Source organism: Ruegeria sp. YKSE079 (assembly GCF_059612845.1).
Window position 1 is genome coordinate 35,225 of sequence record NZ_JBXWRJ010000021.1, and the last position, 12,093, is coordinate 47,317.

Below are 12,093 nucleotides of genomic sequence, written 5' to 3' on the forward strand. Positions count from 1 at the left end.
ACCGGTTCTGATCAGCAACAACCGCATCCCGCGTGATGCTGGCCGTGATCGCACGCAGGGGCCGGGGTGAAGGTTCCCACCTCATCCAGAACGACGCGTAAGGCCCAAAGGATCATGTCAACGTCATCGGCCTCGACGGTCAGCGGCGGACGGATTTTCAGGATGTTGTCTTTTGGCCCTTCGCTGCCGATCAGAATCCGATGGTCCCGCATCCGGTTCTTGACGTATTTACAGATCTCGGTGCCTTCGGACCCGTCCGGGTTGATTAATTCTACGCCAAGGAACAGGCCCATTCCCCGTACATCCCCGATACAAGCGAAGTCCGCATCAATCTGGCGTAGACCGGTCATCAGGCGCTCGCCCATGAGGCGCGCGTTTTCCTGCAAGCCTTCGTCATCGACGATGTCCAGAACCTCTTTGCCGATCAGACAGGACAGGGTAGACCCGCCAAAGGTCGAAAAGAACTCGATACCGTTGTCAAAGCTTTCGGCAATTGCCTTGGTCGTGACCAGAACACCCAGCGGGTGCCCGTTGCCGATGGGTTTGCCCAACACCACGATATCTGGCAGCGCTCCTTGATGTTCAAAACCGAAGTAGAACTCACCCAACCGGCCAAGACCGGTCTGAACCTCGTCCGCGATACATACCCCACCGGCGGCGCGGATTTTCTTGTAGACAGCGGGAAGGTATCCCTTGGGTGGAATGATCTGGCCGCCGACTGACGGGAAGGTTTCGGCGATGAACCCCGCTACGCCATGGCCCTTCTCCTGCAAGGCAGCGATGGCCGGGTCGACGAGATCCGCAAATTTCTTGGCGCGCTCGGGATCGTTCCGCTTGAATGATCCGCGATAGTCATCCGCGACTTCGACCAATTCGACCCAATCCGCTTGCCCCACGCCGCCCGGCTTGTTGAACTTGTAGGCCGAGATGTCAATCGCACCGGTCGTGTTGCCGTGATAACCGTGATTGGGCGTCACCATTCCCTTGGCGCCGGTATGCGCGCGCGCCAACCGCAAGGCCAGTTCGTTGGCTTCGGTGCCGGAATTGACGAAAAAGCAAACCTCCAGGTGGTCCGGCATTTTGGACAGAACCTTTTTTGCAAATGCTGTCTGTGCCGGATGCAGATAGCGGGTGTTCGCGTTCATCCGCCTGAGTTGGTCCGCCGCGGCCGCCTGAACGCGGGGATGCGCATGCCCTACATGGGGGACATTGTTATAGGCGTCCAGATAAGGCCGTCCCCATTCGTCGAACAAGTGGTGTTTCCAGCCACGCACCAGCATGACAGGATCGTCGTAGGTCAGTGACAGGTTGCCACCGAAATGTGCTTGCCGCTCGGCCAGAACCTGGGCCTTGTCGGTCGGGCGATAAGACACCTTGTCATCAGGCAGGTTCAGCAGCGCCGCAGGGTTCGGGCAAACCGCGTGCCACAGGTCCATCTCGTCCGGATCGCCAACGCCGGGCCAGTCGTTTTCCATTCCGGCCGTGGTCAGCGCCAGCTGGAAATGCACATGCGGCGCCCAGCCGCCGTTCTGTCTGGCATCGCCGAGCTTGGCAAAGGCTGAACCCTGAGCCACCGGATCGCCCGGTTTCAAGCGGTCGCAAATCTCGGGGTCGAGATGGCCGTATAGGGTATAGAAGGCATCGCCCTGAGGCGTTTCGTGATGCAGGATTACCACTCCGCCGTAGTCGAGGTGATGATCTCGGTTTTCAACCGCTTCGACGCGCCCGCTCATCGGCGCGTAAAGGATCGTGCCAGCCGGGGCGAAAACGTCCACCGCCAAATGCACCGTGCGCCGGTCGCTGGCTTTCCACGGCCCTTTGCGGAACGCGGTATCGGCGTAGATCAGCCGGGGTTCGTTGTAATAGCCCAGCCACATATCCGTACCAAACTCTTCGCCCACGCGGGCGGCTTCTTCCAGTGGCATGTGGAACGGGTTTTGTGGCCAAAACGAATTTTCGACGGAAAGGGACCCCATCGGCGCATGTGACAAATCCTGTCCGAACAATTCCGCGAAATCGCCCCGGTGTTCCTCAAGATAGGCATGAATGCGTTCGGCCCCATCCGTCACCGGCAAGCCGCAGGCAACGCGCAGGCGCGCGGGCATCATGCCACCATTAATGGCCGTGTTTTCCAGGAACCGCCACGCTGGGGCCTGACTGATCGTCACGTATGGATCGTCGGGGTTTTCAGCGGCCATCAGTGAGGAGTTCACCACCGAAACCGCCAGCCGTGTTCTGAGCAGCGGCCAGATCAGATCGACTTCGGCGGCGCTTAGCCGGTTCGCGGCGTGATATGCGCGAACCAATGCAGACAATGCTCGTTCTGGGTGCGGATGGTCCAGCACCACATAAGCCCCGGCAATCGCCACCTCACAAACTTTTGGCGCCGCACACATGTCGCCCAGATCGATCAGCCCCGAAATCGACCGACGTTCATGCAACTCGCCTTCGACCAGAACGTTATAGTCGTTTGCATCGTTGTGAATGGCCTGTTTCGGCAGATCGGCGAGTTTGCAGGAAGCTGCTTCAAAAGCTCTACATATTTCTAGAAGAATTGCTCGTCGGGACGGATCTCCAATTGTGTCGAGATGTTTGGAAATCCATCCGGCCTGCATGAGATCCCATTTGAAGCCTTCGCGCCGAAGCCCTTCGTGATCAAAGCTTGCAAGTGCTCGGTCCGTCGCGCCCAGCACGCGACCGAGTTTCAGGATCAGATCTTCGGGTTTGGGAGCGGATTTCGCATAACAACGGCCAGGCAATCTTTCCATCAACCAGACAAGCCGCGGTTTTCCGTCTTTGTCCGCGATTTCAGGAAGCCGGTTGTCGTCGAGCGCCGGTATGACGCCCGGAAAGGGCAGGCCGGGCGCTTGAATACCGATATGCTCCAATGCTTTGATTTGCAGATCCACCAATTCGGCATCGCAATCCGGACGCATCACTTTCAAAACATGATCCTGCCCATTCATGCCTTCGGCCAGAAAGTTCAGGTCAAATTCGCCGTCCAGACGGGTCAGTTTTGCCTGAATGCCCCAATGCCTGTGCAGGGCCTCGGCCCAGAATGCCGTATCGCCGCTCATCGGTTCCGGTGTCCTCTCTTCAAAACCTGATGCTTAATCCAGCGCGCGCAGGCGCTTGATCAGTGACGAGGTGTCCCAACGGCCACCGCCCAGTTTTTGCACATCCTTATAGAACTGATCGACCAAAGCGGTGACCGGAAGCGATGCCCCGGTTTCGTTGGCGGTATTCAGGCAGATACCCAAATCCTTGCGCATCCAGTCAACCGCGAAACCGTGGTCGAAATGGTCATCCAGCATCGTCTCGTACCGGTTTGACATCTGCCAGCTCCCGGCCGCGCCCTGGCTGATCACCTCGACAACCGCACGCCCGTCCAGCCCCGCCTTTTCGGCGAAATGCAATGCCTCGCTCAGGCCTTGAACTAGCCCGGCAATGGCAATCTGGTTGCACATCTTCGTCATTTGTCCGGCCCCGCTGTCACCGATGCGGCGGCAAATCCTGGCATAGATCTGCATCACGGGCTCAGCCTGGTCAAAGGCAGCCTGATCCCCACCGCACATGATCGACAAAACCCCGTTTTCTGCCCCGGCCTGACCACCCGAAATAGGCGCATCCACAAAGGCAATCCCTTTGGACTGACCTGCCTCGTACAGCTGGCGGGTCACTTTGGCTGATACGGTAGTGTGATCGACAAATACCGAGCCGTGGGCCATGCCATGAAACGCGCCGTTCTCACCCGTGCAAACCATGCGCAGGTCGTCGTCATTGCCGACGCAGGCCATCACGAATTCGGCTCCGCGCGCAGCCTCTTCAGGCGTCGACGCCATCGCGCCGTGGTGTTGCTCAACCCAGGCCTCGGCCTTGGCCTGTGTGCGATTGTAAACGGTGACATCGTGGCTCGCGGCTTGAAGATGCCCGGCCATGGGATAGCCCATGACGCCGAGGCCAAGGAATGCAATTTTCGCCATCTGGTGATCCTCCCGATTGCCCGGTCGCGACCATAAATCGGAGCGGCCGGGGATACTCTGCCGAGACAAAGCAAAGCCCGGCCCAAAGGGCAACCCCGTCTGGCGTTCAGGATGGGGCAAAACTCGTTTTCCGGGTTAAAGGTGGCGCGGATCGTCCAGTTCAAGTGCGAATTTGCGCGGCATCAGGCCCGCTTGGAACCATTCGATCATTGAATAGACCGAATAGACCGGAAGACCCGTACGTTTGCGGATATCCGCAGCATACGGAACCATGTTGGTGCATTCCAGCACGATCGCGCCTGCATCCGGTTCGTTTGCAATGATCTCGTCAGCGGCATCCAGCAGGTCAAGCCTGCAGGCCTCGAAGTCGATCCGGGGGGCGTCGCCCAAGATGTCGCGTGTAAAGGCCCGCCCCCCGTCAGTGCCATAGATGGGTGTGTCCAGCGGGACTCCGGCAGCTTTCAGGTGGGCATCGGTCAAAGTCGTTTTCGAAATCGTCAGGATCACCGGCTTTCTTGTTGGCGGCAACATAGCCTGCACCATCGGAACCTGTATCAGCGACGACGTTGCGACCGGCACGCCAAGTGCTTCACGCAGTTCGTCCTGCACCAGTGCAAGAAACCCGCAATTCGTGGTAATGCCATCCGCCCCGGTAGCGACCAGATCGCGGCCTGCTTGGACAAAGGCATCCAGCAGATCCTTGGGGTTCCCGCGCACGACTTTCTCGGGTGACGCGCCGCGTACCACACGGTAGTGCACAGGAAATGGCCAGGTTGCGGCGTTGCCCATGTCACCGAGGATGCGCGGAAAGCGGGTTTCCAGCATCAGGATGCCGATTGCGGCGCCAAATACGGTCTTCCCTCCGGTATGAACAGACATGTGGACCTCAGAAATCAGGGACATAGAGTTGGGCGTAAGCGTCGCGAACGGCTTGTGTTGCGCCTTCGCGTCGGCGCTCGATATGGGCGCGCATCTGGACGGTTGCCTCATTCGCGTCGCGGGTGGCTATAGCCTTCAGAATGCGGCGATGGGCCGAGATCATGGTTTTGCTGTCTGATGCCGTTTCGCGAAGCCTGCGAAGATCGATCAGACGTAGATATCGGATGCGGTCATTAAGGTTGGCAAGCATCCGGCACAGTTCGGCATTGCCCGACAGTTGGCACAACTGACCGTGAAAGCGTTCGTCCATTGCCAAGAGCTGCTCTGGATCTGCTTCAGGGGTATAGTCAGGCGCGATGTCTTCGAGTTCCTGCATCAGTGCGGTGATCGCATGATCTGTTCCGCGCTCGCAGGCCAGGCGTACCGCTTCGACTTCAACAGCGACACGGGCCTCGTACAGGTCCATCACCAGTTCAGGCGAGAGCGAGCGGCAGAAAAAGCCGCGCCCTGAATGAAAGGTCAGAAAGCCTTCGGCCACTAGCCGGTTCAAGGCTTCGCGGATTGGTGTACGCGAGGCGTTGAGTTGGGTGGCCAATGCACTTTCATTGATGCGGGCATCCGGCTTGAAGGCGAAATCCGCCGCCATGCGCCGCAACGCTTCGTACAATCGGTCAACATTGCTTTCTGCCTTGGACATATCCGCTCCTCTTGGCGCCGAGATTAGGACGGGATTGACATGTGTGCAAGATGTAATGCAATTCTGTATACAATTTTGAACACGATTCTGCAGGGGAGTGAAATGAGCAATCAGATGAACGGCGCCGAGGCGATGATGCGGATGCTTGAGGCGCAAGGCGTGCAGCATATCTTTGGCCTTTGCGGCGACACCACGCTGCCGTTCTACGACGCCATGCTGCGGCTCGATCACAACATCACTCACGTTCTGACTCGTGATGAGCGCAGCGCGATGTATATGGCCGATGGTTATTCCCGCGTGACCGGGCGTGTCGGTGTGGCCGAGGGGCCATCGGGTGGCGGGGCGACCTATATCCTGCCAGGACTGATCGAGGCGTCTGAAAGCTCTTATGCAGTGCTCGGCATCACCACGGATATCTCGGTGGCGTCTTATGGGAAATACCCACTGACCGAGGTGAACCAGGAGGCGCTGATGGCGCCGCTGACCAAGTGGAACACGGTGATCAAACGCGCAGACCACATTCCTCGCATGGTTCGCGCGGCATTTCGGGCAATGACCACCGGGCGGTCAGGCGCGGCGCATATCGGGCTGCCTTATGACGTTCAATATGACCCTGTTGATGTGTCTGACATCTGGGCCGATGCGGCTACCGCGACCTATCCTGCTTATCCTCAGGTGCCGGCACCAGGAGCGGCTCAGGCAGCAGTCGAGGCAATTGTGTCGGCCAAGAACCCGCTGATCGTTTGCGGTGGCGGTGTTGTCATTGCGCGGGCCTGGGATGAACTTGATCGCTTGGCCACCCGGCTGGACATACCGGTTGCAACCTCGATCTCGGGGCAGGGATCATTGGCCGAAACGCATCCGAATTGTTTGGGTGTTGTCGGGTCCAATGGTGGCACCGACGAAACATGGGAAATGATGGAGGCGGCCGATCTGGTCGTGTTCATGGGCTGTCGTGCCGGCTCGACCACGACGGCTCGGTGGGAGGCGCCAAAACCCGGCACCCGGATCGTCCATTTCGACAACGACCCGATGGTGATGAATGCCAATTACCGAACCGAAGTCGCCGTAGTAGGCGATTTGCGGCTTGCGCTGGCCGAAGTCAACGCGGTGCTAGACAGGTTCGACCAGGGGGCCAAAACTTTTGGCGGTGCTGCCGCAATTGCAGAAAAGAAAAAGCGCAAATTTGAAGTATTCGAGAAACTCGCACAGTCTTCTCAGGCGCCGATCCGACCCGAACGGGTGATCGCCGCACTGATGAAGGTGTTGCCAGAGGACGCCACCGTCGTGTCCGATCCCGGCACCAGTTGTCCCTATTTCTCGGCCTACTATCAGTTGCCGAAACCTGGGCGGCATTTCATTACCAACCGGGCACATGGTGCGTTGGGGTATTCGCTTTCGGCGGCGTTGGGTGCGTGGTACGGGCGACCAACCTCGAAAACCGTGGCGCTGATGGGCGACGGGTCGTTCGGATTCACTTGCGGTGAGTTGGAAACCGTCTGCCGTGCGCGTGCGCCCATCACATATGTCGTGTTTTCGAACTCCAACTTCGGCTGGATCAAGGCCAGCCAGTTCGCGGACAAGGATGCACGGTATTACAACGTCGATTTCAACCAAACCGATCATGCAGCGATCGCAGCGGCCTATGGTGTCAAAAGTTGGCGGGTCGAGAACCCTGCCGATCTGGAAAAGGTGCTCGCCGAGGCGGTTGCACACGATGGACCGACACTGATCGACGTTGTCTGCCAAGCGCTTGAGGAAAGCAACGCCCCGGTACGACGCTGGATGGGATGATCGCCGTCTTGAAAGGACTCTGGTAGAGCCGTTCTGCTGCGAAGTGGCGGAGTCCCGAGGGTTTCACCAGTTACTCTGTCTTTATCAGTTTCGCCAATTCGGCACGGTCTTCGTCGCTCCAGGCCGAAGGGTCTTCGCCATGTGCGACCACCGCGTGAAGCTCCATCAATTTCCAGACCTCGTCCTCGGTCGCCGCAACGACTTTTCCGGGGCAGGCCTCCATGCCGGGATAATCCTTGCAGGCGTATGAAAACGACTGTGACATCGTGTTCTCCTTTCGCGGGTTTGAGATGGGTCAGAATGTGTCGAAGGCAGGTGCGTTTGCCGGCAGGGTGATCCACGGTTGTTTATGTGAAACGAAGACATGGTTCTTTGGTGTCGCGATGGTTGGGTCATCCAGCGTCACGGCGGCGAACCAGGCGTCCCCGCTCCAGTCCTGGCCTTCGACCTCGTGACCTGCGGCATAGGTCAGGGTGGTGCCGCAATCGCCGCAAAATCCGCGCCTGACTCCCGGCGTCTTTTCACAAAACTTGATTTTCCCCTTGGTTACCGAGAACTCGCTGGACGGAACCTTGGCCCAGGTCACGAAAGCCCCTCCCAGCGCCATTTGGCACGAACGGCAATGGCAATGAGCAGAGAAATCGGGCGCCTGTTCGATCCGGTATCTGACGGCGCCGCAGTAACATCCGCCTTCGTGTTGCGTTGAGCCGGTGGCCATGTCCAACCTCCTTTATTACCTCCCAAGGTAAAGAATGTCTTTCATACTTTAGAAGAAATCTTCGCCTTGTATGCTATGAGACTTGAGGAAATCGGCGGATCGTGCAACAAAATTAATTTGTATAATTGTTAGAAATACTATCGAATGAACTGGCTGAAACTTCCCCCTCTCAATGGATTGCGCGCCTTTTCGGCAGTAGCCGAAACCGGTAGTTTCTCTCTTGCGGCGGGGCGGTTGAACGTCACCCACGCTGCTGTCAGCCAGCAGGTTCGATTGCTGGAGGACCGGCTGGGAACGCCACTGGTCACGAGAGTTGGGCGTGGGATTGAACTGACCGAGGAAGGGATAGCGCTTGCGCGGGATCTGGAGGTTGGATTTGCCACTATCGGGCGTGGTGTCGAGCGTCTGACCGACAGCCTGGCCAACAGACCGGTTCAAATCACCATGTCGCCCGCGTTTGCCGTTGAATGGCTGCTTCCACGCATGGCCGCGTTTCAACAAAGCAATCCCGACATCACATTGATGCTAAACCCGACTGCCGATTTGGTCGAGCTGAAGCCCGGCGGAGTCGATATTGCGATCCGGTATCGTGACAAGCGCCGCCCGGTCAGCGATGTCGAGCCGTTGCTATTGTCGGACATGGTGTTGATCGGCGCGCCGGAACTGGTTGCCGGACGGGACTTGTCCGATCCGGCATCTCTGATGGACTTGCCCTGGTTGCAGGAACTTGGCACCAACGAGGCTGCAGAGTGGCTGACGTATCACGGAGTAGTGCAGGATCGCCCTTTGGTGGTCCATCAGATGCCGGGAAACCTGATCATGAATGCGGTGCGGCGTGGGGACGGGATCACATATAGCAGCCGTGCGTTCTTTCAAGAGGACATCGATGCGGGCCGTATTGTTGAGTTGTTCTCCGAAAAGCTTTTCGGTGTCTACTATGTCGAAACCCGCCCCGGGGTATTGCGGCCTGCGGTCAGAACCTTTGTGAACTGGCTGAGATTGCAGGCCGAAACAGTCACTGTGTAGTGCGGTCTCAGATCCGGCGAGCGGTTCCTGAAACCCTGATACCTTCTCCGGGTTGTTCACCAATTTCGGCACGTAGCAGCGATCTTGCGCCCATGTCTTCGCCTTGAACGATGTCAATTGCGCCGCCGTGTGGCCAGCCGATATCCCTAAGGTAACCTGCCAGCGCCGCCGCCGCCGCGCCTGTCGCCGGATCTTCCAGCACGCCGCCAACGGCAAAGGCGTTACGGCTGTGAAACCTGCGCGGGGTTTCCAGCCACAGCAGGCTAATCGTGGTGAAACCGTTCAATTCCATAAATTTTGCACCTAGGTTCAGGTCGTAGTCCATTTGTGCAAGTTTCGACCGGTCCTTCAGCGCAAGGATCAGGTGGTCGTTGCCCGCATTGGCGACGGCCGGGGACAGGGTTGGGTTCAGATCATCGTCATCCAGTGCAAACAAGGCCAACGCGGAGTCCAGGGTTTCTACGTCAACCACTCGACTATGGGTGGGCGGAGAAATCAGCGCGGCTTGTACCCGCGTCTCACTTCGCGCGCCTTCAACTGAAATCTGTGCGTCATTCAGATGCAGCGCAAAGGTGCCGTCGCCAAACCGTTCCGCCAGGTTCGCCCCCAGTGCAATCGTAGCGTGGCCGCAAAATGCGACCTCCCCTGCCGGAGCGAAAAAGCGAACCCGCCAACCTTCTCCCTTAGGGGCTGCAAAAGCAGTTTCGGAATAACCGACTTCCGCAGCAATTCGCTGCATTTCGGAATCCGGAGGCAGGGCATCGGCGATGAATACACCGGCAGGGTTGCCGCCTTGGGCACCATCAGCAAAAGCAGCGATGCGTTCGACATGAGTTGTCATAGGTCTAACTCCGTTAAAAACGGCTCTCCGGCAAGCCAGAGAACCAGGTGCCCTCAATTGATACGGGCGAGAAAATCTTTCATCTCGGTTGCGATCTCGGTCCCATATTCTTCCAGCGCGAAATGGCCGGTGTTGAGCATGTGGAACTCTAGGTCTTTTAAATCGCGCTTATAGGGATGAGCCCCTTCTTCGGGAAAAATCACGTCGTTTTTCCCCCACATCAGAAGCGCGGGCGGTTGATGCTCGCGAAACAGGGCCTGCCATTTCGGGTACTCCCCGACATTGGTGCCGTAATCCAGAAACATCTCAAGCTGCACTTCCTGATTGCCAGGGCGGTCCAGCAGGTATTGCACGTGCCAGAAGTTGTCGGGGCTGATGGCATCGGGATCCTGAGTTCCGTGAGTGAATTGCCATTTGGTTGCATCCATTGTCAGAAAGGCGCGAAGAGCATCGCCGTTTTCCGTAGATGGGTCTGCCCAATAGGCTTTGATCGGTTCCCAGAACTCGCGCAACCCCTCTTCGTACGCGTTGCCGTTCTGAATGATAAAGCCCGTCACCCGTTCCGGGTCGTCCGCGAACATGCGAAAGCCGACCGGAGCCCCATAGTCCATCAGATACACTGAGTACTGGTCAACGCCTTTGGCGTTCAACAATTCGGTTACAATCCGTGCAGCGCCTTCAAAACTGTAATCGTATTCGGCGGCATCGGGCATGTCAGATGCTCCGAAACCGGGATAGTCCGGCGCGATCACATGATAATTCTCGGAAAGTTCGGGAATCAGGTTGCGGAACATGTGCGACGAGGTGGGAAAGCCATGCAGCAATAGAACCGTCGGATTCGTCGGATCTCCGGCTTCGCGATAAGCAATCTTCATTCCGCCAATTGTTTCCGTTCTAAAGACGGTCGCATTCGCGCCGGTCTGACCGGCAGTCGCAGGTAGTGCAAGCAAAGCGGTAGCGGCCACCGCCATGGCGGTGTTTGAAAAAATCCGTCTCATGGTTCAGTCCTTTGGGTTTGGGGTGATGGGCGCGACGCCCGGAAAGCGACCTCAGCCTTTTGTAGCGTCGGCCAACTCGTCTTTCAGGCGCTGGTTTTCGGCCTGAAGTTGTACCAGTTGTTGTCCCAGCGCATTGAGATGTGGGCGTAGTTCTTCTTCGGTGAAGCGAGGTGTGATGTGACGAGGGCAATTCCAGTCCAAACCCTCGACACGAATGATCACCGCTCGTTCTGCCGTCGCATCAGCGCCTTCGGGAAAAAGGCTGGCCGCAGCGGCTTTGCCTTCGGAGAACTCGACGCGGCCCAGAATCTTGAGACGACGCTGATTGGCGTAATCCATCAGGATCATCGCAATCCTGTCATTGCCATCCAGATTGCCGCGCGAGATGTATTGTTTGTTGCCGGAAAAATCGGCGTAACCAATTGTAGTCGGCCCAAGCACTTTCAAAAAACCGACGGGACCGCCGCGATGCTGGACATAGGGCCAACCGGTTTCGGATACGCTCGCCTGATAGAACCCGTCGCGGCCTTCGATGAATGCCTTCTCGGCGGGGCCGATCTGGTGACCCTGCTGCGGGCCACCTTCGATGAATTTTGCATAAGTTGCTGCTGATCCCATCCGCTCCTGTTGGGCGCGGACAGTGGGTGTGAAGGTTAGTTCGGAAAAGGCGCGTGGCATGACTTTCCTTTCAAAGACCCAGATCGGACAAGCCGGGATGATCGTCGGGGCGAGGGCCAAGCGGCCAGTGGAACAGGCGATCCTGCTCGGAAATCGGTAGATCGTTCAGCGATGCGTGGCGGTGTGCCATGCGGCCATCTTGAGCGAACTCCCAGTTCTCGTTCCCATAGGAGCGGAACCAATGCCGGCTGTCATTCCGCCATTCATAGGCATAGCGCACGGCGATACGGTTGTCGGAAAAGGCCCAGAGCTCCTTGATCAGACGATAGTCCAGTTCCGAATGCCATTTCCGGGCCAGAAAGGCATGGATCACATCGTGACCGGACAGGAACTCGGCTCGGTTCCGCCACTGGCTGTCGTCGGTGTAAGCTGGCGTCACGATATCCGGGTTGCGGCTGTTCCACGCGTTTTCGGCCATTCGCACCTTTTGCGCGGCGGTTTCCAGCGTGAAGGGCGGAAGAGGAGGGCGGTTCATATGA

At 57.9% G+C, this 12,093-nt stretch carries 12 protein-coding genes; 2 read left to right on the forward strand and 10 right to left on the reverse strand.

The features are described from left to right. Positions 1-11: 11 nt before the first annotated feature. From AC2FMY_RS17585 to AC2FMY_RS17600, 4 genes are all read right to left on the reverse strand, one after another. The gene (locus AC2FMY_RS17585) at positions 12-3,077 is read right to left on the reverse strand and encodes an aminotransferase class III-fold pyridoxal phosphate-dependent enzyme (RefSeq protein ID WP_496807812.1); all 3,066 of its coding nucleotides are present in this window, start codon (positions 3,075-3,077) and stop codon (positions 12-14) included. A 33-nt stretch (positions 3,078-3,110) separates the two neighbouring features. Beyond that, positions 3,111-3,983 (reverse strand): NAD(P)-dependent oxidoreductase, encoded by an 873-nt coding sequence (locus AC2FMY_RS17590; RefSeq protein ID WP_496807813.1) that lies wholly within the window; start codon positions 3,981-3,983, stop codon positions 3,111-3,113. A 135-nt stretch (positions 3,984-4,118) separates the two neighbouring features. Next, entirely contained in the window at positions 4,119-4,862 is a 744-nt protein-coding gene (locus AC2FMY_RS17595) for an aspartate/glutamate racemase family protein (protein WP_496745296.1), read from the reverse strand. 7 nt (positions 4,863-4,869) lie between these two features. Further along, a complete protein-coding gene (locus AC2FMY_RS17600) occupies positions 4,870-5,559 on the reverse strand; it encodes a GntR family transcriptional regulator (RefSeq protein ID WP_480751520.1) in 690 nt (229 codons plus the stop codon). 102 nt (positions 5,560-5,661) lie between these two features. Here AC2FMY_RS17600 and AC2FMY_RS17605 point away from each other — a divergent pair, with 102 nt between their 5' ends. Next, positions 5,662-7,353 carry a thiamine pyrophosphate-binding protein gene (locus AC2FMY_RS17605; protein WP_496745298.1) on the forward strand — a complete coding sequence of 564 codons (1,692 nt, stop codon included), beginning with the start codon at positions 5,662-5,664 and terminating at the stop codon, positions 7,351-7,353. A gap of 70 nt (positions 7,354-7,423) precedes the next feature. Here the strand turns inward: AC2FMY_RS17605 and AC2FMY_RS17610 are convergent, their stop codons facing one another. Both AC2FMY_RS17610 and AC2FMY_RS17615 read right to left on the reverse strand, forming a co-directional pair. Beyond that, a complete protein-coding gene (locus AC2FMY_RS17610) occupies positions 7,424-7,618 on the reverse strand; it encodes a DUF1059 domain-containing protein (protein WP_480751523.1) in 195 nt (64 codons plus the stop codon). 30 nt (positions 7,619-7,648) lie between these two features. Beyond that, positions 7,649-8,071, reverse strand: coding sequence for a GFA family protein (locus AC2FMY_RS17615; RefSeq protein WP_496745302.1), 423 nt, complete (start codon positions 8,069-8,071; stop codon positions 7,649-7,651). A 144-nt stretch (positions 8,072-8,215) separates the two neighbouring features. On the opposite strand from AC2FMY_RS17615, the gene AC2FMY_RS17620 reads away from it, so the two are divergent. Then, positions 8,216-9,097, forward strand: coding sequence for a LysR family transcriptional regulator (locus AC2FMY_RS17620; RefSeq protein ID WP_496807814.1), 882 nt, complete (start codon positions 8,216-8,218; stop codon positions 9,095-9,097). A 7-nt stretch (positions 9,098-9,104) separates the two neighbouring features. Here AC2FMY_RS17620 and AC2FMY_RS17625 read toward each other — a convergent pair whose 3' ends face one another. The 4 genes from AC2FMY_RS17625 to AC2FMY_RS17640 are packed head-to-tail and all read right to left on the reverse strand — an operon-like array spanning position 9,105 to position 12,089. After that, positions 9,105-9,938: a PhzF family phenazine biosynthesis protein gene (locus AC2FMY_RS17625; RefSeq protein ID WP_480751528.1), complete on the reverse strand. Its 834-nt coding sequence runs from the start codon at positions 9,936-9,938 to the stop codon at positions 9,105-9,107. A gap of 53 nt (positions 9,939-9,991) precedes the next feature. Continuing rightward, complete coding sequence (locus AC2FMY_RS17630; protein WP_496745307.1) at positions 9,992-10,936, reverse strand: alpha/beta fold hydrolase; 945 nt, start codon at positions 10,934-10,936, stop codon at positions 9,992-9,994. Between the two features lie 51 nt (positions 10,937-10,987). Continuing rightward, the gene (locus AC2FMY_RS17635; protein ID WP_496745308.1) at positions 10,988-11,614 is read right to left on the reverse strand and encodes a pyridoxamine 5'-phosphate oxidase family protein; all 627 of its coding nucleotides are present in this window, start codon (positions 11,612-11,614) and stop codon (positions 10,988-10,990) included. Between the two features lie 10 nt (positions 11,615-11,624). After that, entirely contained in the window at positions 11,625-12,089 is a 465-nt protein-coding gene (locus AC2FMY_RS17640) for a nuclear transport factor 2 family protein (protein WP_480751533.1), read from the reverse strand. Between the last annotated feature and the right edge of the window lie 4 nt (positions 12,090-12,093).